Genomic DNA, 24,357 nt, shown 5'->3' on the forward strand with positions numbered 1-24,357 from the left:
ATTCGTCTGCATAGGATGCTTTTTACTTGGAGCCGGGACAGTGATGTCACAGGAAGTACCCACAGTCACGGGGCCAGGTCCTCATCAACGGCTGAATTTTTATAACGACAAATTTGGGATCGAACGAACGATACTGTCCACAGACGACTGGGAGATTCGAAGAAAGCAAATCCTCGAAGGGTTCGAGGAAGCTGCAGGGTCGCTTCCGAGTCGTGTTCAATTGCCTGACCTCGACGTTCAATTTCGTGAGAAGGTTGAAACCAAACTCTACACTCACCATACCATCGACTTTGCTTCGGAAGCAGGAGATCGAACACCGGCTTATCTCTACATCCCGAAAGGTATCACAGCCGGTGAACAGCGACCTGGCATCGTCGCGCTTCATCCAACCTCCAACATGGGTAAGGGGGTCGTCGACGGACAAAGCGAACGGCCCAATCGGGCTTATGGGAAGGAGCTCGCCGAACGAGGGTATGTCGTAATTGCCCCGGACTATCTTTCTTATGGCGATTATGCCGACTACGATTTCGCCAACGACCGCTACAAAACAGGAACCATGAAAGGTATCTGGAATCACATGCGTTGCGTGGATCTGTTGATAGCAAGGGACGATGTAGATTCTGATCGTATCGGGAATATCGGCCATTCCCTCGGTGGTCATAATGCGATCTTCCATTCCGTCTTTGATGAACGTGTGAAAGTGATTGTGACCAGCTGTGGTTGGACCCCCTTTCATGATTACTACGGAGGAAAGATCAAAGGCTGGACCAGTGATCGATATATGCCGAGTTTGCGTGACGATTATCATCTGGATCCAGGAAAGGTGCCCTTTGATTTCTATGAGCTTGTTGGTGCGCTCGCTCCTCGCGCTTTTTTTTCTAACTCACCACTTGGTGATGCAAACTTCGACTACCGTGGAGTGGAAAAAGCGGCTGTTCAAGTCCGGCGAATCTACGAGTTTTACGGTATGCCAGACCGCATGCGTATTGGCTATCCCGATGCGGATCACGATTTTCCGCTAGAAGTCAGGGAGGAAGCTTACCGCTTTATTGACCAGTGGCTCGCGAGAGGAACTTCCACGGACCAACGCTGATTTCTAGTGCAGTTAATTTAGGAGTGCCAACACATTTTCTGGTGGGCGTCCGATAACCGCCTTGTTTCCTTTTACGAAGATAGGGCGCTCAATCAGAATGGGATTCTCGGCAAGGATGGTCAGCCATTCGCCGCGGCTCAAAGAATCCATCATCGACAATCCCAGCTCCTTAAAGCGTTTCTCATTGCTGCGGATGATTTCTTTAGGTTCTACACTCAACTTTTTGCACAAAGCATCCAGCTCGTTGGATGTCGGTGTTTCTTTCAAGTATTCAATGACGGTTGCATCTACGCCATGCTCTTCGAGTAGTTGCTTGGTCGTGCGGCTTTTGCTGCAGCGTGGGTTGTGATAAAGTTTGAGTATTTGCTTAGTCATAGCGTATTTCAATTCGAGTTGTTAGTTTGGGATCTACGAAGGTGAAACTGCAACGTTTCCATGTGCGATAGAAGACTTTTTATTAGAACTAATGATTCGTGTCTTGAGTTTCGGTAAAATCGATTTCTTACTCGGTACTTTCACCCGAGCTTAACCCCATGAGCGACGTATTTAACTCCAATTACCCTTCGATCGAACATCTACGCGAACGCGCTCGCAAACGCATGCCTGGATTCGCCAACGACTATTTGGAGGCTGGTTGTTTCTCGGAGATCAATTTGCACCGAAACACCGCTGACATTCGCGAAGTTCAGCTGCGCCCCTTTTACTTGCGCGACTATCCAGGTTCCGATCTGAAGACGACCTTGTTTGGTAAGACCTATGATGCTCCGTTTGGGGTTTCCCCCATCGGGTTGCAAGGGCTCATGTGGCCAAAAGCAACAGAGATACTGGCCAAAGCAGCCAGAGAAGAAAACCTTCCATTCGTTTTGAGCACGGTTGCGACGGCGAGTATCGAAACGGTGGCGGAACTCACTGAAGGAAACTTTTGGTTTCAGCTTTATCATCCGGCGGAAGATGAATTGCGCGACAAGTTGTTGGACCGCGCCGCCGCTGCAGGTTGTGAGACATTGGTCATCTTGGCTGATACGCCGACTTTCGCTTACCGCCCCAAAGAGATACGCAATGGCTTGTCCATTCCGCCTAGAATGACTCTGCGTAACATCATGCAAATGACTACTCATCCGACTTGGTCATTTTCGCAGCTTGCAGCTGGAGCTCCGGAGTTTAAGACCATGAAGCCCTACATCCCCAAAGGACTCAATATGAAGCATCTGGGCTTGTTCATGAATAAGACATTCAATGGGCGTCTCACCACCGATAAAATCAAAGCCATTCGTGATCGTTGGAAAGGGAATCTGGTGGTCAAAGGAGTGGTGACTGATGAAGACGCTGCCAAAGTGATCGAGCTTGGAGTAGACGGTATCATTGCTTCCAACCACGGTGGACGTCAGCTCGATGCAGGCCAGTCGACGATCAAGCCAATGACTCAATTAGTCAAAAACTATGGCGACAAAACGACGATCATGTTGGACAGCGGTATTCGCTCTGGACCCGACATTGCCTGTGCTCTTGCCAGTGGCGCCGAGTTTACATTCCTCGGCCGTTCATTCATGTACGGAGTATGTGCTTTAGGAAAGCAGGGTGGGCTGCACACCATCACCATGCTCAAGCGACAACTCCAACAAGTCATGGAGCAAATCGCCTGCGAAAAAGTAGACGACTTTCCCAAGCACTTGATTGAGGATTGATACTATTTGAACAAGAGGAAACGAAGGAAACAGAGACTGAAATTATGGACCTCTGATATTCGGATTAGACTTCTGTCATTTAAGTAATCGTATTCTATGAAAGGTTATGCCATTTGTATTTGGTATGCATCCGCTCTTCGCTAAAGCTAATTCATTAACGGGTGAAGTAATTGCTGGAGCCATTGAAGTTCATAGAGACAAAGGGCCAGGATTAATTGAAAGTATCTATGAGCGGTGTCTAATCCACGAATTGGAGCTCCGGAGTCTTAGCACGGTCAGTCAGCAAGTTATCAATGTTGAATATAAGGGTTTTGTTTTCGATGAGCCGCTTCGTTTCGACATCCTGATCGAAAATTGTTTGTTGGTCGAAGCTAAAGCGGTTAGGGAACTGCTACCGATCCATAAAGCTCAGCTCTTAAGCTATATGAAGCTTCTCGATGTGCCTTTGGGGCTCCTGATCAACTTCCATGAATTGAAACTTACGAATGGTGTGTAAAGATTAATGCTTCCCAGTGCGAATCAGGAATAACTTTCTGTATGGATATCATCAACCTAGGAAATGAGTTGGTGCCTCTAAACAGAAGAAAAGATAACAACCGAAATTGATTCATTGGCTCTCTGTTTCCTTCGTTTCCTCCTGTTCAAAAAAATCCGTCTTCAAATACTCTTCAGGATTTCTTCCATCAGTCCGCTGATCTTGTCCTTGGCTGCATTGGCGGCTTCAAAAACTTCTTCCTCGGTGAGGAGTTGGCCAGAGAGTCCGGCCGCTTTGTTACTTATGAGTGAGATGCCAAGTACTCGGATGCCGCGACTTCGAGCGTAGATCACTTCCGGAACCGTCGACATGCCTACCGTGTCGATTCCCATGGATTCATAGGCTCGGATCTCGGCTGGTGTTTCAAATGAGGGACCGGGGTTAGCAAGGTAGACCCCTTTATGAAGTTTTACCCCTGCATTCACCGCTGCCACTTCCGTTTTATCCCGCAGTTCTAAATCATAGGCGATACTCATGTCGGGGAATCGTACGGTTCCTGGTTCCATCGGCCCGATTAAAGGATTGTCTCCCATGTTGTTTACGTGATCGGTGATAAGCATCAGGTCCCCTGCATTGAATGCAGGATTAATACCGCCCGAGGCGTTGGTCACAATGAAGGTATCGATTCCCAGGTCGGCCATAAGCCGGATAGTCGCCGTTACTTCCTTCATGCCATAGCCTTCATACTTGTGGAAACGTCCCTGCATGCAGACCACTGATTTCCCTTCAATCGATCCCATTATCAGATTCCCTTTGTGACCGGGTGCTGTCGATTGTGGAAAACCGGGAATGTCGGAGTAGGGGATAGTCGCGGCATCCTGAATACAGTTGTCTGAAAATTCATTGAGTCCGGATCCAAGTATCATGCCAATGGATGGGTTTCTTCCCTCAGCTCGTTCACGTATATAGTCTATCGTTTCGGTCATCTTATAGGTGTTAGGAGATCGCCAGGTATAGGTCAAATATAGAGGGGGAGTTCGCCAGTAAACTGCTGATGGGGCATTAGCCCGCTAGATAAAGGGTCGTTAAGCGCACCATCTAAGCAGTTTTGGTCCTCAGTTCGCAGACAAAGTTCTGTGTGCTTAGGCTTGGGTATGAAAATGCAGAATCTGGATAATATTAGAGTATTCTAATGTTCTTTATAAGAAGTAGTACTTATACTGATAAATCTGTGTATTAGTTTGAGTAATTTTAAGAATTGAATGTTTTATGAGTTATTAAAATGTTAAACGAAACAGGTAGAGAGATAAAAAAGGAGTTCCAGAGTAACGAAGCGCTCTGTGTGGGCTTGATTGGGATTTTCCAACTCATCGCCAACAAGTGCCGATTCCGTATCGTCTGCACACTTACCCGTGGTGAGTTTTGCGTGAACGACATCGCCGAAATCATTGGTGAGACGAAAGTTTCTAACATCTCTCAACACCTTAAGATGCTGCGCCTTGCCGGTCTCATTTCCTCCCGCCGCGAGGAGAAACGTGTGGTTTACCGGCTGGCGGACGATCGCATCCGTGGAATGGTCGAATATTTCCGAGGTCAATATTTAGAAAACAATTCAGAGGAGAAAGAAGAATCATGAAACGTTTACTCATACTGGGAGCCGGCACGGCTGGAACCATGATGGCCAATAAGCTGAATGCAGCTCTCGATCTAATGGATTGGGAGATCACTATTGTGGACGAAAATGAGACCCACTATTACCAACCCGGTTTCTTGTTCATTCCTTTTGGTATCTATAAGAAGAAGGATGTCATTAAACCGAAACGCAACTTCCTGCCCTCGGGTGTAAAGGTAGAGTTTGCTGGTATTGAGGTCATTGAGCCCGAGAAGCAAAAGGTATCTCTGAACAATGGAAAGAAACTGAATTATGATTACCTGATCATTGCGACCGGTTGCGATGTGCACCCTGAGGAAACTGAGGGGATGGATGGAGACGCCTGGAAAGAAGTGCTAAGCTTCGAAGGTAACTATCATCGGCGAAGAACTCACAAGCTAGATATGTCGGTGGAGTCGAATGAGATTCGTATTGAAGTAGTCAATACGCATGGGTGTAAATCTGCAAGAATTTATGAGGTGAGGGTTTATTCCTAGAGTTTTCTAGGTATGCAGTCCTTCAAAGCTGGAAGTATCGGATTGTATATTACTCATTCAGTTTCATCCTAACTCTTTAGTTAGATGATCCGCGTTTTAAGTATATCTATTTATTTACTTTCATTGATCGGGTGGATGCAGCTCCACCCTGCAGGAGGACTGTACGGTGAAACAGAGCAAGTGCCTTTCGAGTTGGCGGACGAGGCGCCTTACAAATATATTGGCCGGACCTTCACGGGCGACTTTGCTACGCCTCCTCATGGTGAAGCAACTGCAACGGCTGTGGGACCGGGAGTCATTTTGACGGCAGCTCATGTACTGTGGACGAATTCACCCAATACAGTCCAATTGCCCTGGGAAAACTATCGTCGCTGGCACCCTGGAGTTGCTTCGCAAAATGATCCGTCTTTTACGAACGTGGTTTCCATCGTGAGCCTCACTGGATATGCAAATGCCATCGACGTGTATGATCTCAACCAGTATGATGGCGCTTCTCCCATGGAGGTGTTTAACCGCGACGCTATGGTGCTGCTCTTTAGTGACGATTCGGCTACACCCTATGGCTTTGCCCGGGCGCATCCACGAGCTTATCAGTCTGGATTTCTTTATGATAGTAATTTGTATGAGGTCGTGGGCTATCCGAGTGCCAAGTATCCACAAGGAGATGCGCGGGGATGGAAAGTTCACCGGACAATAAGCAAAGAACGCCAATGGCTCAGCGAGCGTGGCGAGGATCAATTTGAACCTGGTTACCGCTATAGGAATCGATTGTTCAACGGAGGCCGAGCTCTGGATACGGAGGCAGGTAATAGTGGAGGTCCTCTAATGGGCCGTGGACAAGAAGGTGAACCTTGGTTGATCAGCGGTGTGGTAGTCGGTCAGAATTCATTATTTCGTGTGATGGATGAGGAGCTCTCTGATTTGATCGATACTGCTATGGTCAGTCAGGTCGAAAACAACCAGTCACGTTTTCGTTTTCTAGAGCCGGAGTTGGAGGCAGCCGAAGGGGCTGAACAACCGGTGATCCAGGTCGAACGAGTAGGGGATTTGACAAACTCAGCTTCAGTCAACTTAAGCTTTGCCGATATTCAAACGACGGAAGAGGTCGATTATCATTCTCCTGTTACCTTGGAGTGGGAAGCCGGTGAAGGGGGTGCTAAAACGCTCGAGTTTGAAATCGTCGACGACGATAAACGCGAGGGAGACGAAACGCTGGTGGTGATGCTTGAACCCGATAATGGTAGTGCCCTAGATGCGCCTCATACTGCGCATTTGACCATTCATGACAACGACCTGACAGAATCACTAGACGAGTGGGAGGATCTACCAGCGTTCAAAGGGAGTATTGTTTGGAAAGTTGTGTTTGGTGAGGGTAAATTTGTTGGAGCAGGGGGACGTGAGCTATCGTGGTGGTCCCATGATTTTGAGGAAACCGGTTTTGAGGAATTCCCTACCTTCTCATTCCTGGACAATCTGTATTACTTGAACGGAAAGTTTATCGCCACAGGCGTGGATTCCAGAATCGTTGTATCCGAGGATGGAGTGGATTGGGAGGTGGTAAGTGTGGATTCCTTCTATGGTGTCGTGGATGTGGCTTATGGAAATGGGAAGTATGTAGCTGTGGGAGGATATACTTCTCCTTATAACTACTTGGATGACCTGGGGATGGCCTGGTTCTCCCCCGATGGATATCAATGGTCGCTGATCTATGACCGTTCCCATCTTGAATTCGAGGGTGTGGCATTTGGAGCGGGTCAATTTCTGGCATGGACCTGGGAAGATCTTTATCGTTCTGCAAATGGTGAAACCTGGACTCTCGTCGATGATCAGGATGGATTGCCCACGTTCCTCGATGTGGATTGGGGTGATGATGTGTTTGTCGCAGTAGATGTTTCTGGGGGCATACTCACCTCTGCTGATGGGGTACAATGGAACCCCACCGCTATCACTGAAGGTCTGCCCTTGTATAGCATTACCTACCGAAATGGTTATTTCGTGGCAGCAGGAAGGAATGGACGCATTGTTACTTCCGACGATGGCGGGCAAAGCTGGAAAGAGCGCTATCCTGGTATTCAAGAAACTTTGGTGCAGGGGGTTGCCGCAGCCGGTAAAATGATCGTGGCCGGTGATAACCGGACTTTAGTAGCCGATTTGGGAGAGTACTTTGAATTTCTTTATGAGCCGGAGTTCATGGAGGTTTCGGCAGGGGAACTGGTAGAACTCTCCGCCGAGTTTGTAAGCTCATCCGAGGACGGAATGAACCTGCAATGGCAAAAGGACGGTCTCGCCATTTTGGGAGCCACCGAAAAGACGCTGGTTTTGGAATCTACCTATTCGGTCGATGCAGGTGAATATCGATTAGTAGTGACTTTGGATGATCAGACTTGGTTCAGCCCGACCATTCATCTCTCATTGGATAAGCAACAACAGGCACCGGAGTTAACCGAGGCCGCCACGCAATCCAGCTATGGAATCAGCCTGGCATGGGATGATCAATCGGCTCACGAGGAGGCTTACCGTGTTGAACGCCGAAAACAGGGAAGTGAAACTTGGATCGAGCTTGTGAACCTCGCTGCTGACAGTACTCGTTATACAGATCGCAATCTAACTCCCGAGACTGCTTATCAGTATAGAATCTCGGCTGTGGCTGGCGAGGATGTAGTCTCCGTGGTCACTGATGTGATTGTTACCAGGGAAGCGACCAATCTGGTCAACCTTTCTACCCGTGGGTTGGTTGGGAAGGGTGACGATGTCATGATAGGTGGTTTTGTTATTCCAGAGGGACCTGCGATGACTCTCTATATTCGAGGTCTCGGTCCGAGTCTTCAAAGTAGTGGGATTTCTAATACGATTAGTGACCCTTTTCTGCGGCTCGTGCAAACCGGCGTTTCAGAACCTCTAGAGGTGTTGAATGATGATTGGGTGAACTCTTCGGATAGTCAGGCGATTGTGGATTCTGGGCTACCACCTCCTGAGGATAATGAGAGTGCGATGTTTGTGACTTTGGCCTCAGGCTCTTACACGGCGATTCTTAGTAATGAAGGGGAGGAAGCGTTAGGAGTAGGATTGATTGAAATATACGATATCACGGAAGGCTGCGAAACCTGTCGCTTAACGAACTTATCTACCCGGGGGGTTGTAAAGGGTGGTAATGATTTGATGATTGGCGGCCTCGTCATATCGGGGGCAGCTCAGAAACAAATCCTGGTCCGTGGACTGGGCCCCAGTCTGACTCAAGTAGAGGCGACTTTGGCTGATCCTGTTCTGAAAATGGTGAATGAGGCGGGTGATGAATTTAGTATCGATGATTGGGGTGAATCGGACAGAGCCGTTCAATTTGCCGAGCTTGGTTTGCCGATGGACCACCAAAAGGAAGCAGCCGAAATTTACCAGGTCAGTGAAGGGGCATACACCTTTCAGGTAAGCGGCAACGATGAAGGAGAAGGTGTGGCGCTTCTCGAGATCTTTGAAGTGGATTGACGGCAACTTCAAACGCATGCTACCTATCGGAGCTGCAAATAGATCAACGGTTGAATCGAATAAGGCTCGCACGGAGATCAGGGACAGATAAACTGCGTGAAATATTTTCTTACTATGCTTACCCCAGATAAAATAGAACAATACCATCGCGACGGATATATCAGTGTGGAGAATGTACTCAGCCTCGCTGAAGTAGAGGAACTCCGCAGCGTCACCGATGATTTTTTAGAACAGTCCCGCCAGGTGACAGAAAATAACGATATCTTCGATCTCGAGCCTGGGCATACCACAGAAGAGCCGAAACTTCGGCGACTCAAAGCACCTATCCAAGTGCATGATGTATATCGCAGAACCCTCCATGACGAAAAGATTCTGGAAATTGTTTCCCAGTTAATTGGTCCGTCCTTTTGGACCAATGGAAACAAGCTGAATATGAAATCAGCCGGGGGAGGTAGTCCGGTTGAGTGGCATCAGGACTGGGCCTGGTATCCGTTTACCAATGACGATCTGCTGGCTGTTGGGGTTTGTATGGATGATATGATGGAGGAGAATGGTTGCTTGTTAGCGATTCCTGAAACTCACAAGGAGCGAATTCTAGATCATCATAAGGATGGCCAATTCGCCGGAGGGGTAACCGAACCAGACTTCGATGATTCAGGAGCCAAAAAGATCGAGGTGAAGGCCGGCGGTATCTCTATCCATCACGTACGTGTCTTGCATGGGTCGCTGCCAAACCTTTCTGTGAATCCCCGTAGACTCCTGCTGTTCCAATACTGTGCCAGTGATGCTTGGCCACTGCGAGGTATCGAATGGAACGAGTATGTTGCTAGCCACGTGCAAGGTGAACCGACGAATCAACCGCGCGTAACGGACGTACCGGTCAGGATACCGCTCCCTCGTCCCAAGCATGCCGGTTCCATTTACGAGACACAAAGTGTCATGGAGAAGTCGACCTTTGGTGAGTCGACGACCTGATGGATGCCCAGCGAAGAACTTAAAAAATTACTGGACATCCGTTGGTCCAACCGACCCGACCCCGATCGGACGGTTGAAGAAGTTCGGGCGGCTGACGAACCTGATCCAGGTTGTAATCCTCGAGCGGGAACCACCTATGAATCGGTCGATGCTGAAGGTGTATATTGCGAATGGGTCACTTGGGAGACGCCTACTACAGATAGTCTGTTTGTCTACCTTCACGGAGGCGGTTACTACCGCAGTACGGGGCCTGCCAGTCGAATGGCGGCTTCGAACTTGAGTAAGGTCTGTGGATGCCGATGTCTTACCGTTGATTACCGACTGGCGCCCGAGAACAAATTTCCAGCTGCGGTGGATGATGCTTATGCGGCTTACCATTGGCTCCTAGAGCAGGGGATTTTACCCAATCAAATCGTAGTCGGAGGTAGCTCTGCTGGTGGCGGATTGACTGCAGCTCTTTTAGCCAAGCTCAAGCTGAATGGCGAAGCAATGCCAGCTGCAGCCGTGCTTCTGTCTCCATGGACTGATCTTACGCAATCAGCTGAAACCTATGTGAGTAATTCGAGTGTCGATCCTTCAATTTCGAAACGCTATCTCGATATAGCTGCAGAACGGTATTTGGGTGATGAAGATCCGAAGCATCCGCTGGCTTCCCCGGTGTTTTCCGATCTTACTGGGTTACCCTCTCTGTTGATTCAAGTGGGAAACCAGGAGACCATGTTCGGTGATGCCATGGCCTATGCCAACAAAGCGCGGCTTGCCGGAGTAAATGTACAATTTGAGGAATTCGACGATGTACCTCATGCCTGGCATAATAGTGAGCAGGTTGTTCCGGCGATCCCCGAAGTTTGGAAAGCGCTTGATTCAATCGGAGCATTTTGTCGGGCACATGGATCTTAGCAAATAAGTGGCACATGGGCGTTGACGCGAATGCTAGTTGTCTCAGGCTCAACCTGAAATTTAAATAAATCCTGCATGTCAGAAACAGAATTTAAGAGTGCTGCCGTCCTTGGATCGGGCAGTTGGGGAACAGCCCTGGCGATTGTCCTGGGCGAACGCGGTATACCAACGACCGTCTATGGTATTGAAGAGGATGTTCTGGAGGACATTAATGAGAACCATACGAACTCCAAATATTTGCCGGGCACAGAGCTACCTGAAAACATAAGTGCTACAGCCAATATTGCCGATATCGTCAACGAGCCGCTTGTTCTCTTGGTCGTGCCTTCACAGGTTGCTCGCCTGGTCATCAGTCAATTGAAGGACGCTGGCGCAGGACCAAACACTACTTTCGTAGTCTGCAACAAGGGGATCGAATCAGACACAGGTTTGTTGATGACACAATTGCTGGCAGAGTATTTTCCTGGCAATCCGATCGCTGCTCTTTCAGGTCCGACTCATGCGGAGGAAGTAGCCAAGCGCATGGCCACGGCGACTGTGATTGGTTCGGCCGATCATGACTCAGCCGTCCGCCTTCAACAGGCATTTACTTTACCCTGGTTTCGATCCTATACTCGGGAAGACGTCGAGGGCATTGAGATTGGCTCCACAGTTAAGAACGTTTTCGCCATTGCCGCGGGAATCGCAGAAGGTCTCGGCCTAGGTGATAACGCCAAAGCGGCGATGGTGACTCGTGGTCTAGCCGAAATGATGCGCCTGGGTACTGCCCTCGGTGGCAAAGCCAGCACCTTCCAGGGCCTCAGTGGCGTGGGTGACCTGATTGTTACCTGCTATAGTCAGCATAGCCGGAATAATCGTTTAGGACGTATGCTGGGAGAGGGACTGTCTTTGGAGGAAGCCAAGGAGAAGATGACTCAAGTTGCTGAAGGGCTTCCTAATGCAGAGAGTGTTTACAAACTGGCAAAAAAGACCGGTGTTCGTACTCCATTGATCAATCAGACCTATGCTGTGCTTTATCAGGATAAACCTGCCCGCCAGGCACTGGCTGAATTACTCAGTCGCGATCCACGTCCTGAAAGTGACGCTTGATCGGATTTCTGCTGGGACCATTTGAGAACGATCTTCTGGTTCTCAAACTTTTTGGATAGTGTTTCTCGTTTGCTAGATCTTGTAATCTAGTTCCGGTCCTTCCCCATGACGGGCGGGTCCCGCATAGAAAATGATCAACAGTGTTATTGCTGCCAGAAAGTAGGCCGACGAGAACTCAAATGGGAAAGTCATTGCACGACCTATCACATCATTGCCGGCTGTATCGCCTAATCGCCATGGCAAGTAGAGGGATCCGCTGGGGAAGATGGAGTGGATAATTCCAAACAGTGAGAATACGCCTGCAATTCCCAGGGTGATGGCAGCACGAATGATTTGCCGATCGATGATAAAGGCAACGGTGGCTCCCCAGATCATCGCGACTAGAATGAATCCCTGTCCTAAGGCTCCAATAAGTGCGTACTCCGCCAACCATTGAGGAGGCATGATCTCTTCGGTCTTAGCCAAGACCGGTGTCAGGGTATCCGAATTGGCAATACCGATTTGAGTGATGCTCTCCTTGAGCTGGGCTGCACTTCGCTGGACATGACCATAAGTGGTTTTCAGGTGAGTGAAGACGTAATTAAAGATGGCGGGAACGATGGCCAGGATGACGCCCTTGATGTGTCGAGATGGTGTCAGTTGGAAGCTCAGTCGAACCATGTCGAATCCAATGAGGATCAGGATGGGTTTGACGACAGCTCCGGGGATCAGATCCACCAGAAATCCGATAAATCCAAAAATCCCACCGAGCCCTATCGCGATGCCAGTTGTCAGCGTATAGGCAGATCTTGCCCCCATGCGTTTGTAGGCAGAATGTCCAAAGTAAGGAGTCGATTGAGCAATGCCTCCGCATAATCCTCCAACCAAGGTGGCCAAGGCGTCTGCCAGGATAATATTCCGGCTGTTAAATTTATCACCCACCAGTCGAGCGGCCTCAGTGACGTTTACGGATCCAGTGAATACCAGAATTGCAAAAGGCGCGGTAATGGGAAGGTAGATGAGGCTACCAGCGAACATTTCCTTAAAGCCTCCACTGCTGATGACGGGAAGATTGAACCCTAAGCCGTCAAAGCCAGGTAGGGCAAATTCAGTTCCTATGCGTCCGAGAATACCGGTCAGTCCTAAGAAATAAAACAAGATGGTTCCCACCAATACGGTCGCTGCAGCTCCGGGGATATTGAAGGGAAATTTGTGAAGAGCGATCAGGGTGAAGATCAGTATGACCAACGAAACGAGCCCCACGTAGGACATTTCGTAGATGCCTAGAAAAGCATGCACGCCCAGCCAGACGAGACCAATCCCTGCTAACGAGCCAACCAGTCCAGCTGCCGGTACGGCTTTCTGGATCGGTTTCGCGAAATAGGCTCCTACAAATTTGATGACGGCCATCCAGAGGGTAGAGCCGATTCCAATATACCATGCCAGCTGAGCGGCCTTGTTGGGATCACCCAGTTGATCATTGAGCAGTGTGAAGGCGGGAAGCATCACCGCCACGGCAACCGCAACGGTAGTCGGCATGTCGAGCCCTAGCGGCATCGCCGTGAGCTTCATGTTGCCTGTCCGCTTGGCTGCGCGGAAGGCCATCCAGGTGTAAAGCAAGTCGCCCACCATGACTCCCACCGCCGTTCCTGGAAGTATCCGCGTGTAAACAAATTCCTTGGGCATCCCAAAACCTGTCAGGATAGCCGAAAGCACGAATAAGTTTACGACGTTGTCGAGAAAGAGCGCGAAGAAGGCATTGATATCACCACGCGTGGCCCACTTGTAGGTGGTAGCTGTCATTCAGGATGTTGGAGATGAATATCGGAGCGCATGCCTCCATAGAACGGAAGTCCAGTACTTGGCGTCAAGCTTGTAGGACCGGGGTGTATGGATTCGGCAGCAAGCTACCTTCCTACATTAAAGATCGGACCGAAATGGTAGGAAGGTAGCTTGCTGCCGATAATTCCTTTTTACGGATGCCATTGATCTTATCCGATCTCGCTTGCCTTCCATACAGTGAAAGCTACATTTTTTCAAAGTTACACCTGTCTGACTCTATGAAACCCTGGGGGATTATTTTTATTTTTGTTTTTGCCTGTACTTCTTTGCAGGCCATTGCACCTGAGGAGCTGGAGTTTTTTGAAAACAGAATCCGGCCGGTCCTGGCCGAGACTTGTTACGAGTGCCACAACAGTGTGAACAAATCCAGAGCGGGATTGGCTTTGGATTGGAGTGAGGCGCTTTTGGCTGGAAGTGACGATGGTCCCGTCATTGTGCCCGGTGACCCGGATGCCAGTGTTTTGATTTGGGCGATTCGACACCAGGATGGTTTCGATATGCCAGAGGAAGGTCCCAAGCTGGAAGACAATGTCATCGCCGATTTTGAGGCCTGGGTAAAAATGGGTGCACCGGATCCACGGGACAAGCAACCGACGCAGCTCGATCTTGATAATGCCATCGCCTGGGAGACGCTCCTGGAAAAACGCAGCCAGTGGTGGTCGTTCCAGCCGCTGCAAAAAAGTCCCGCCCCAAAAACCGAGAATGAGGCTTGGAATCAAAATGAAATTGATCGCTTTGTTTATGATTCAATCTCGACCCAGGGGTTAGAGGCTCAGCAAGAAGCCTCTCCTGAAGTCCTGGTTCGTCGCCTTCATCTCATTCTTACCGGGTTACCGCCGAAGCCTGAGGTTACGAAGGCCTTCATCGCGAATCCTTCGATGGAAGCCTATGAGGCCTTAGTGGATGAATTACTTTCCAGTCAGGCCTATGGGGAGCGGTGGGGACGTCATTGGTTGGACTGGTATCGTTTTTCGGAAACGCACGGAAGTGAAGGCGATCCGGCTTTGCCGCATGCGAGTATTTACCGCGATTACATCATTCGAGCTCTCAACGATGATGTTCCCTATAACCAGTTGTTAATAGAGCACATTGCTGGGGACTTGCTGAAGCGTCCTCGAATCAATAAGGAACTTGAGTTAAACGAAAGCGCGATTGGGCCCGCCCATTTTCGGATGGTACCCTATGGTTTTGGTGTAGTGGATGCCTACCAAGAGCAGATTGTAAATATCGACAACCAGATCGATGTTCTCTCGAAGGCCATGTTGGGGGTCACAGTATCCTGCGCTCGTTGCCACAACCACAAATTCGATCCCATTAGTCAGAAAGACTTTTATCGCCTATATGGGATCTTAGTCAGTACGAGGCCCGGTACTCGTAACGTAGATACGAAGGAAAAACAGGCATTGAATAAACGCAGTCTGCAGCGCCTCAAGCCAAGAATCCAAAAAGCATTGGCTGACTACTGGTTGGATGAAGTGGATGGGGCAGTGGCCAAACTCAGCTCATTTTCATTCGAAGAAAGCGAACAGGATCTGGCTTTGTTCAAGGATCTTAAGCAGGCTCGAAGAAAGCGAAAGCAAACACTGCCTGAGGACAACGATGCATTGGATGCTTTCTCGTTAAAGTTGGAAATGAATCAAGTGGGTGCCTTTCATCCTTTCGCACCAATGAAATTCTCGGAGGAAGTGCCAAGAGCCTGGCAGCAGCTAATCTTAGAACACGAAGCTGCCTTGAGTGAGTTTGACGACGCTAAGTCGAATGCAACCTTCTATGCTGATCTGCGTGACCAGAATACGGTCGATAGCTGGTTTTTGGAAGGCAATGGGCTGAATCCAAAAGTGAGTCCTGCCGGATCGTTTGCTATCGCCGGCGAGGGGCATTTGGCAATCACAGGGATCTATCCCCGCGGAGTCTACAGTCACCTGATTTCCGACAAGCACAGCGGAACCTTTGCATCTCCCAATCACCTGGCTGAAGGAGATTGGAGTTCTATGAGAGCGGTAGGTCGGAACGGTGCGATTCGCATGTCCGCGCGCAATTATCCGCTCGAGCAAGGACTTCATGCTTACGAATACGCGGGCAATGGAGCGATGCAGTGGTTCCCCTTGAAGAAGTATAAGTTCTGGAACAATGACCTCGTGCACTACCAGATCTCAACTGCTGGGGATAAGCCCGTTAAGCATACATCGGGTCGCTCATGGTTCGGGATTACTGAAGTTATTGGCGGTCAGATAGAGATGCAAGAGCTGGGGACACCGCTGTATACTTTAATAAAAGATCCGGAATCCGTTCAGGATGAGGAATCACTACTGGAGGCTTACCGAGATGCGCTCAGCGATTCGATCAAGGCCTGGAGACGTTCCCGAGCATCGGATGCCCAGGCTCAGTTTCTTAGTACCTTTGCTCGGTTCAACTTATTACCCAATCATGTGGAGGAACTTCCTGCCAAGCTGCGTTCACTTATAGAAGAGTACCGTGAACTTGAAAATGAAATTCCCGAGCCCACTCGTGCCCCTGCGCAGCTCGAAGGAGATGTGATCGACCAGCCTTTGTTGAAACGGGGCGAATACAAGAATGCCGATGATCCCGTGTCACGGCAGTTTCTCGAAGTATTTGCTAACAAAACCTACTCAGCTAATAACTCAGGTCGGCTTGAGCTTGCCGAGGATATCGCCGGGACCACTAATACCTTGAAAACTCGTGTTCTGGTCAATCGTCTTTGGAGTTATGTATTTGGCCAAGGTATTGTAGCAACTACCGACAACTTTGGTCGGCTTGGGAAAAAGCCAACTCACCCCGAGCTCCTCGATTATCTGGCTCTCGATTTCGAAAAGAACGACTGGTCGATTAAAACCTCCCTCAAGCAAATGGTAATGAGTCGGACCTTTCGTTCCGCTGGTCTCGCCGCCGCTGGAGTGAAGGAAAAAGACCCTGGTAATGCTTACTATTCCTTCTTCTCGCCGCGCCGCCTGGATGCAGAAGTGATCAAAGACTCGGTGAACTTCCTAGCCAATGAAGACTATGAGAGATCTGTCTATCAAAAGGTGATTCGCAACAAGCTCGATCCCTTCCTGACCACCTTCAACCTGCCTATTCCGACTACAACGATCAGTAAGCGTGATAGCACCAATATTCCTGCCCAGGCACTTAGTATGATGAATGGCGAATTTGTTCAAACTGCTTCCAGGCAATGGGCTCATCGTTTAATTCAGGCAACCCAAGGAGTTTCGGTAGCTGGAAAGATAGATGCCTTCTTCTGGGATGCTTATGGTCGATCTGCTAATGAGAAAGAGCAAGAGCAGTTGAAGGACTATTTTGATAGTATCGATGAATTTGATACTGCGATGGAGAACATTGCATTTGCCCTAATGAATACGAAGGAGTTCATGTATCTTTACTAGGAAATGAATCAATACAACAGACGCGAATTTTTAAAACTTACTTCGAAAGGAGTGGGGGCTTTAACTCTTTCCAGCTTGATTAATTCCGTCTCGGCAAGTTCTGGTTATTTGCCTAAGTTGCATCACCGAGCAAAAGCCAAGTCGGTCATCTTTCTTTATATGTCGGGTGGGGTCTCTCACGTGGATTCGTTTGATCCTAAACCATTGTTGCGCGAGTTAGATGGTCAACCGATGCCGATGGAAGTTGAGCGTACCCAATTTGATAATGTGGGCAATATCATGGGTTCCTTCTGGGAGCATAGGAAGTATGGTGAGTCAGGGATTGAGATGACCAATCTCTTTCCAAATATCGCCGAGCTGGCCGATGATATGGCCATTGTACGTTCGTTGACAGCCAAGTTCAGCGAGCATGCCCAAGGAAACTTTTTCATGCATTCTGGGTTTCCATTTCTAGGTTATCCTAGTGCCGGCGCCTGGGTGAATTATGGTTTGGGGACAGAGAACGATAACTTACCTGGTTATATCGTTCTACAATCAGAAAATTCCGGGGCTCCCCATGGAGGAGTTAGTGTTTTTGGGAATGCCTTTCTTCCCGCCACTGCCGGAGGTTCGATTTTTAATGTCTCGGGTGCCAAGGCGGTACCCAACATCGAGCCAGCTCTGCTCAAGCATGAACAGCGAAAGGCATTGGATATCATAAAATCGCTCGACTATGGATTTGCTGAACGAACAGCAGCCAAAGATGCCGTCCTGTCGTCGGTGAAGAATGCCGAGACCGCTTATTTGATGCAAGAGGCCGTTCCAGAATTAACAGATATTTCTGGTGAATCGGATGCTACTCTCGAAGACTATGGAGTGAATGATTCCATGTGGTATAAATCTGAATATGCACGACAATGTCTCATGGCTCGGCGTCTCGTTGAACGAGGAGTGCGTTTTGTTGAACTGTCCTGCTGTCCGTTTGAAAAAGGCGTGCAAAAAGCGAATCCCTGGGATCAGCACAACAAGATTGAGATCGGCCATGGAGCGATGGCATCCCAGGTGGATAAACCCATCGCGGCTTTGGTGCGGGATTTGAAACAGCGCGGATTACTAGACGACACACTTGTCGTCTTCTCCGGCGAGTTTGGAAGGAACCCGTTTGCTCAAGACATTGGCCGAGACCACAACCCACAAGGCTTCTCTGCCTGGTTCGCAGGAGGTGGAATGAAAGGCGGAACAGTGATGGGGGCGACTGATGAGTTTGGTTATTACGCCGTCGATCAGGTTTCCAACATCTATGAATTGTGGGCCACTGTGCTCCATCAACTTGGCATCAATCACGAGAAGCTCACCTTCCAATACGGAGGCCGCAATCTCCGATTGACTGACGTCCATGGAAAAGTCTGGCACGACCTCATCGCATAACGCGATGATCCGTTTTGCAGGCAAGCTGCAATTTCAAGTGTCGGCGTTCAGTGGTCAGGAAAAGGAATCGTCCTCGTCCTCTTACTCCTCTTCGTCCTTTCCTGTCGCGAACATGTTTGTTCCTACAGTTAACAAGAAGTAATATTCAGAATTAAAGTAGCCACAGTCGTAAGACTGTGGACCAACTACGAATCCTAACCAGAGTGCTCGATGGTGTCACCACCATCGCTACGACCTTGTAGCCTCGGTCAATAAACCATGGATGTTGTTTTAAAACTTAGCCACGTCACGAGTCGGTGAAGAATTGATTGCTGTAAGATTTAATTTTTATTCGTGTCTATTGGTGTCCATTGGGTTCTTGTGGTTATGGCGCTTCGCTTGGTAGTGGTTAACTGCTTTTAATGATTTTAAAAGAGCGTTTCCTCTATATGCTCCAAACTCATTCAGGTACTTTATGAATCAACCCCATCATTCTCCTCATGTCCGATAAAAAAGAACTTCGATCAAAAGGCTGGTTCGGGCCGACCAATCTGGAAGGATTTATTCACCGCAGTTGGATGAAAATGCAAGGGCAGCCGGAGGATATGTTTGATGGCCGTCCGGTCATAGGTATCTGCAATACCTACTCCGAATTGACTCCTTGTAATTTGCACTTCCGTGATTTGGCTGAGCGAGTCAAGCGAGGTGTGTATGAGGCGGGTGGATACCCAGTTGAATTTCCAGTGAGCTCTTTGGGGGAGCCACTCATGCGGCCCACCTCCATGCTGTTTCGGAATTTGGCGGCCATGGATGTGGAAGAAGCCATTCGAGCGCATCCGATTGACGGAGTTGTGCTTATGATGGGTTGTGATAAAACGACCCCGGCATTGTTGATGGGGGCTGCCAGTTGTGATCTGCCTACCATTGGTTTGTCAGGTGGACCGATGCTCAATGGCAGGTTTCGTGGTGAGACTATCGGCTCGGGAACAGATCTTTGGCGTTTCAGTGAAGACCTGCGTAGTGGGAAAATGACTTGCAGCGATTTTGTAGCTGCTGAGGCGGGTATGAATCGTTCGGTGGGTCATTGCATGACCATGGGGACTGCGTCGACGATGGCGTCTTTAACCGAAGCCTTAGGAATGGGACTGCCAGGCAATGCCGCCATTCCAGCGGTTGATTCCCGACGCAACCGTATGGCTCAGGAAGTGGGTCGACGCATCGTTCAAATGGTGCATGAAGATTTGCGCATGTCGCAGGTCCTCACGAGGGAAGCCTTTGAAAATGCCATTTTTACCAACACTGCGATCGGCGGATCGACCAATGCGGTGATTCATCTGATTGCTCTGGCAGGTCGGGTTGAAGTGCCTCTCGATCTGGATGACTGGGATAAACTGGGACGAGATATTCCGACCCTGGTAAATTTAAAACCGTCAGGAGAGTATTTGATGGAGGACTTTTATTATGCTGGAGGTTTGCCTGCGGTCTTAAGAGCTCTGGGAGAAGCGGGTCATTTACACAAGGAAGCGCTTACCGTGAATGGCGATACCATTTGGAAAAACAACGAGGAAGCGCCAAATTGGAATGAGGACGTCATTCGGTCGTTCGATAAACCCTTAGAAGAGAAGGGGAGTATTGCTGTGTTGAAGGGCTCGCTTGCTGCTGACGGTGCTGTGATAAAACCATCGGCAGCCACTCCAGACCTTTTGAAGCATCGTGGACCCGCAGTCGTATTTGAAACGATTGAACACTATGCCGAACGCATCAATGATCCGGATTTGGACGTTGATGAGAACTCTGTTCTGGTTTTGAAAAACTGTGGTCCGCGTGGTTATCCTGGGATGCCCGAAGTTGGCAATATGGGGCTGCCACCCAAACTCCTGAAGCAGGGGATCACCGATATGGTTCGGATATCGGATGCTCGCATGAGTGGCACGGCTTACGGAACGGTTGTGTTGCACACCTCACCGGAGGCGGCTGTTGGAGGAGCGTTGGCTTTGGTCCAGGACGGGGATATGATTTCTTTGGACGTAGAATCTCGAACACTTGACCTGGATGTGACCGAGGAAGTGTTGGCTGAGCGGAGGGCCAATTGGTCACCGCCTGAACCTGCCATGCATGGTGGTTACCAGAGGCTGTATGTAGATCACGTGCTCCAGGCCGATAAAGGAGCGGACTTGGACTTTCTTGTTGGGAAACGCGGGGCTGGCGTCCCGCGGGTGTCGCATTAGTCATAACGTTCTTCCTCCTCTTCCTCTAAATTGTAGCCACGGTCGTAAGACCGTGGACTTCCTCTGACCTTTCGATGGTGTTTCCACCATCGCACCATTTATTTTTTCCACCATCCTCAACCGTTAACCTTCTTTTTGATTGATGGGCATAGGTTGACTCCTGTCTAATAAGGCAAAACCGAATTTCACTTAAACCCCACTCTCAGGAGGACCTTTTATGTCAACGACTGCAATAGCACCCGATACCGTTCAAGCATTCACCGCCGATGATTTCTCGGCACCCGAAAAATTTACCAGCTTCTGCCATAATGGTGGACGGCCTTTAGGCGGCATCATTGGAGGGAAGCAAGTCGCAGGTGACATGAACGCGGTGATCGATGCGATCAACCCCGGAACTAAGGAAGTGCTGGCCCGTGTTTCTGAGATGGGCTACGACGATGTGAATGCGGCTGTTGAGGCTGGTTATAAAGCTTATCATGGGGGATGGAAAAATACCTCCGTTGAAGAGCGCGCGGCGTTGATCATGAAGATGGTGGAGCTTTTTGAGCGCGATCTCGATGTGTTCCTGGCCTGTGAAATTCTTAATGGAGGAAAGGTATCTGAATTAGCGGAAGGTGATATGGGAGCGGTTCGCGGTTGTGCCGAGTATTTTGCCAAGATTTCGAGTACTGCCCAGTTTGGTGACAGTCCAATGATTCATCCGGATCCGGGTGTGACTGCTTATACGCATGTTGAACCTTGGGGAGTAGTTGCTGGAATCATCCCTTGGAATTACCCGGTGGTATTAACGGCCTGGTTTATGTTTCCAGCGCTCATGGCGGGAAACTGTATATTAATAAAGCCAAGTGAAGAAACACCTTTGAGTGCTCTCTACTTTGGTAAGTTGGCAGAAGAAGCAGGATTCCCTCCTGGGGTGATCAATGTGCTCCCTGGCCGCGGAGAATTGTCCGGTAAGTTTATCTCCGAGCATCCTGGTGTTCGCTATATTGCCTTCACTGGATCACCCGGAGTAGGTCAGAGTATTCTGCAAGCAGCCGACAAGCATGGCACGCGTGTGAAGCGCGAAATGGGAGGCAACGGTTCCGCCATTGTATGTGCCGATGCAGATCCTGAATTGGTTGCGCGTATGATTGGCAAACGAGTCAATCAGCACTACGGTCAGACCTGCTGCACCATTCACCGTGTATTTGCAGAAAAATCCATTTTTGATGACTTCCTCGGCGCCTCCGAAGCTTTCTTCAACGAACTAAAGATTGGTAATCAGGCGGAGAAAGGGACTCAGTTAGGCCCCGTAGTGAATTCCCGCCAGCCACAGCGGATCCTTAAGGGAATCCAATCGGCTATTCACAAGGGAGCCGAGGCGATTCTGCCTGGAGGTCACGCATCCGTGGAAGGGCACGATGGCTTCTATTTGAAACCGTCCCTGTTAAGCTCTCCTAGCGGATCTGATTGCAACCCCATCGAGATCTTCCATACCTTTGTGAATGTTCAACCGGTTGATTCGGTCGAGGAAGCGGTTCAGTATGCGAACAATACCCATTATGGTTTGGGATCCAGTGTCTGGACGAAGGATCTCGAGCTTGGACAACGCATTGCCAAACAATTCCGGGACGGATCGGGTCAGGTCAATTGCCACAATAGTGGTGCCTACGGTATTCCTTACGGCGGACAAGGTATCTCCGGAGGACCTGGTGGTGGTGTGAACTGCGAAGATACTCTTCGCGATTACCAGCAAGTTAAGGCGATCTTCGTTGAGGATTATCCGGGGTAGGGCCAGCGGAGCTGGAATCTTTCTTCTCCTCGTCCTCTTACTCTGACCACGGTCCGCTCGGCGATCGGACCCTACCTTCTGAGCTTCCTACTTTTCAGTGAGGGTAGGGCGCGATCGCCGAGCGCGCAGAATTCAGAAGAACAGGTAGCTGCGTTTGCGCAACGCCGACGAGAAAGTAAGAAGAAGTGGTTAGCTCAACTCAAACCCCTTGTACCCATTTTTAACTACGTCTTCGCATTTCTTGACGTAATCAGGATATCCAAGGAAGGGTAAGAACACCTTGGGTTTTCCGGGAATGTTCTCGCCATTGTAATAAGATCCGCAGGTTCTAAATAAGGTTTTGTGTGCCAGGAGTGTGACTAATTTCGCCCAGGAGTTCTCTGCTTGGGTCGTTGCCTCAATCGTTGTGTGTTGATGAGACCTCAGGTGATCAATCGCTTCAGCAATCCACTCTACATGTTGCTCAATAGCGGGAATCATATTGGAGAGTACCGATGGACTTCCTGGACCTGTAATCATAAATAGGTTTGGAAAACCTTCGGTCATGAGTCCGAGGTAGGCTTTCGCTCCCTCTGCCCACTTGTCATTTAAGGAAAGACCCTCTCGTCCTCGAATATCCACGCGCGCGAGCGCCCCTGTGATCGCATCAAAGCCTAGAGCGAACACCAATGCATCGACTTCGTATGCCTGCCCGTTTGTAGTTAACCCTGAGGGTGTGATCTTCTCAATGGGTGGTTGGCTGATATCCACCAGCTCCACATTTTCACGATTATACGTTTTGAAATAATCGGTATCGACACAGAGCCGTCTGCAGAAAGCGGTGTAGTCTGGCGTAAGAAGTTTCGCGGTTTCCGGATCGTCGACCATTGCCTGAATCTTTTTCCGCATAAACTGAGCGGCTGATTCGTTAGCATCCTCATTTCGCATGAGGTCTGCGAATACTGCTCCAAAACCTAAACCTCCGCGCGCCCAAGCTGCTTCGTAGGCTGCTTCCCGTTCTTCATCACTGATTGCAAGGGCCGACGTTTCAGGAGAAGGAACTCTCGTTCCAAACGTTTTCTGACTGTTTTCTTTTCGGAACGTATCGTAGTCCGCTTTGATCGCAGCGACCTGTTCGGGGTCCAATGGCTGGTTATGCGCTGGGACCGTATAGGTGGGGCGCCGTTGAAATACGTAAACCTGCTCTGCTTGCTTGGCAATTTCTGGAATGCTTTGGATGCCCGAGGATCCCGTTCCGATAACCCCTACTTTTTGGTCTGTAAAATCGACGCCTTCTTTGGGCCATTCAGCTGTCAGGTAAGACTCTCCTTGAAAGGAATCGAGCCCGTCAAACTTCGGCTGGTTCGTTACCGATAAGCAGCCGGTAGCCATGACAAAATATTGGGCCGTGTGGGAATCACCTGGGTCGGTTTGAATCTGCCAGTGGTTGGAGGATTCGTCGTAGTGAGCAGCAGAAACCCGCGTGCCGAACTGAATGTCCTTTCTCAGGTCGAAGCGATCAGCCACGTGGCTGATGTAGGAAAGGATTTCCGGTTGAGTAGCGTAACGCTCAGTCCACTCCCAGTCTTGTTGAAGATCTTTATCAAACTGGTAGGAATACTCCATACTCTGGATGTCGCAGCGGGCACCAGGATAACAATTCCAATACCAGGTGCCTCCTACCTCATCTGCAGCCTCGATTACCAAGCAATTCAACCCCATGTTTCGAAGTCGATGAAGCATATAGAGTCCCGCGAAACCAGCGCCGACAATGATGGCGTCGAAGTTGTTTTTTGAAGATGGACTTGTTTGGGTCATGGATGCTGGCTCATTTTCCTGAGGTTCTGTTCGGCAGCAAGCCACCTCCTACACCTGACTATTCGATACAAAATGTAGGAGGTGGCTTGCCACCGAATGGGAGTTTAA

The 24,357-nt window shown here is 49.4% G+C and carries 17 protein-coding genes; 13 read left to right on the forward strand and 4 right to left on the reverse strand.

The genetic code is table 11. The features are described from left to right. Nucleotides 1–43 precede the first annotated feature (43 nt). Nucleotides 44–1,093, forward strand: coding sequence for an alpha/beta fold hydrolase (locus tag GA003_04655; GenBank protein ID QXD29270.1), 1,050 nt, complete (start codon nt 44–46; stop codon nt 1,091–1,093). A gap of 12 nt (nt 1,094–1,105) precedes the next feature. On the opposite strand, the gene arsC is transcribed toward GA003_04655, so the two are convergent. Continuing rightward, nucleotides 1,106–1,468 (reverse strand): arsenate reductase (glutaredoxin), encoded by a 363-nt coding sequence (arsC, locus tag GA003_04660; GenBank protein ID QXD29271.1) that lies wholly within the window; start codon nt 1,466–1,468, stop codon nt 1,106–1,108. Nucleotides 1,469–1,626: 158 nt separating this feature from the next. Here arsC and GA003_04665 point away from each other — a divergent pair, with 158 nt between their 5' ends. Both GA003_04665 and GA003_04670 read left to right on the forward strand, forming a co-directional pair. Next, nucleotides 1,627–2,778, forward strand: a complete 1,152-nt coding sequence (locus GA003_04665; protein QXD29272.1) for an alpha-hydroxy-acid oxidizing protein — start codon at nt 1,627–1,629, stop codon at nt 2,776–2,778. 124 nt (nt 2,779–2,902) lie between these two features. After that, nucleotides 2,903–3,274 carry a GxxExxY protein gene (locus GA003_04670; GenBank protein QXD30342.1) on the forward strand — a complete coding sequence of 124 codons (372 nt, stop codon included), beginning with the start codon at nt 2,903–2,905 and terminating at the stop codon, nt 3,272–3,274. Between the two features lie 161 nt (nt 3,275–3,435). On the opposite strand, the gene GA003_04675 is transcribed toward GA003_04670, so the two are convergent. Next, complete coding sequence (locus tag GA003_04675) at nt 3,436–4,239, reverse strand: purine-nucleoside phosphorylase (GenBank protein QXD29273.1); 804 nt, start codon at nt 4,237–4,239, stop codon at nt 3,436–3,438. A 296-nt stretch (nt 4,240–4,535) separates the two neighbouring features. On the opposite strand from GA003_04675, the gene GA003_04680 reads away from it, so the two are divergent. From GA003_04680 to GA003_04705, 6 genes are all read left to right on the forward strand, one after another. Then, nucleotides 4,536–4,889 carry a metalloregulator ArsR/SmtB family transcription factor gene (locus tag GA003_04680; protein QXD29274.1) on the forward strand — a complete coding sequence of 118 codons (354 nt, stop codon included), beginning with the start codon at nt 4,536–4,538 and terminating at the stop codon, nt 4,887–4,889. Continuing rightward, entirely contained in the window at nt 4,886–5,401 is a 516-nt protein-coding gene (locus tag GA003_04685; protein QXD29275.1) for an FAD-dependent oxidoreductase, read from the forward strand. Before GA003_04680 ends, GA003_04685 begins: the two co-directional genes overlap by 4 nt. Before the next feature lie 84 nt (nt 5,402–5,485). Continuing rightward, nucleotides 5,486–8,881 (forward strand): fibronectin type III domain-containing protein, encoded by a 3,396-nt coding sequence (locus GA003_04690; protein QXD29276.1) that lies wholly within the window; start codon nt 5,486–5,488, stop codon nt 8,879–8,881. A 114-nt stretch (nt 8,882–8,995) separates the two neighbouring features. Continuing rightward, nucleotides 8,996–9,856, forward strand: coding sequence for a phytanoyl-CoA dioxygenase family protein (locus GA003_04695; GenBank protein QXD29277.1), 861 nt, complete (start codon nt 8,996–8,998; stop codon nt 9,854–9,856). Nucleotides 9,857–9,859: 3 nt separating this feature from the next. Beyond that, on the forward strand, nt 9,860–10,756 hold the full coding sequence (locus GA003_04700; GenBank protein QXD29278.1) for an alpha/beta hydrolase: 897 nt from the start codon (nt 9,860–9,862) through the stop codon (nt 10,754–10,756). 75 nt (nt 10,757–10,831) lie between these two features. Beyond that, the gene (locus GA003_04705) at nt 10,832–11,845 is read left to right on the forward strand and encodes an NAD(P)-dependent glycerol-3-phosphate dehydrogenase (GenBank protein QXD29279.1); all 1,014 of its coding nucleotides are present in this window, start codon (nt 10,832–10,834) and stop codon (nt 11,843–11,845) included. A gap of 72 nt (nt 11,846–11,917) precedes the next feature. Here GA003_04705 and GA003_04710 read toward each other — a convergent pair whose 3' ends face one another. Further along, nucleotides 11,918–13,627, reverse strand: coding sequence for a hypothetical protein (locus GA003_04710; GenBank protein ID QXD29280.1), 1,710 nt, complete (start codon nt 13,625–13,627; stop codon nt 11,918–11,920). A gap of 257 nt (nt 13,628–13,884) precedes the next feature. Between GA003_04710 and GA003_04715 the strand changes: the two genes are divergently transcribed. The 4 genes from GA003_04715 (at nt 13,885) to GA003_04730 (ending at nt 22,452) form a co-directional block, all read left to right on the forward strand. Further along, nucleotides 13,885–17,067, forward strand: a complete 3,183-nt coding sequence (locus GA003_04715) for a PSD1 and planctomycete cytochrome C domain-containing protein (GenBank protein QXD29281.1) — start codon at nt 13,885–13,887, stop codon at nt 17,065–17,067. 3 nt (nt 17,068–17,070) lie between these two features. Beyond that, the gene (locus GA003_04720; GenBank protein ID QXD29282.1) at nt 17,071–18,474 is read left to right on the forward strand and encodes a DUF1501 domain-containing protein; all 1,404 of its coding nucleotides are present in this window, start codon (nt 17,071–17,073) and stop codon (nt 18,472–18,474) included. 479 nt (nt 18,475–18,953) lie between these two features. Continuing rightward, nucleotides 18,954–20,681 carry a dihydroxy-acid dehydratase gene (locus GA003_04725; protein QXD29283.1) on the forward strand — a complete coding sequence of 576 codons (1,728 nt, stop codon included), beginning with the start codon at nt 18,954–18,956 and terminating at the stop codon, nt 20,679–20,681. Between the two features lie 217 nt (nt 20,682–20,898). Beyond that, a complete protein-coding gene (locus GA003_04730; GenBank protein QXD29284.1) occupies nt 20,899–22,452 on the forward strand; it encodes an aldehyde dehydrogenase family protein in 1,554 nt (517 codons plus the stop codon). 189 nt (nt 22,453–22,641) lie between these two features. Here GA003_04730 and GA003_04735 read toward each other — a convergent pair whose 3' ends face one another. Then, nucleotides 22,642–24,249 carry an NAD(P)/FAD-dependent oxidoreductase gene (locus GA003_04735; protein QXD29285.1) on the reverse strand — a complete coding sequence of 536 codons (1,608 nt, stop codon included), beginning with the start codon at nt 24,247–24,249 and terminating at the stop codon, nt 22,642–22,644. Nucleotides 24,250–24,357 lie beyond the last annotated feature (108 nt).

It is taken from the genome of Opitutia bacterium ISCC 52, assembly GCA_014529675.2.
Taxonomy (GTDB): Bacteria; Verrucomicrobiota; Verrucomicrobiia; order Opitutales; family UBA2995; genus UBA2995.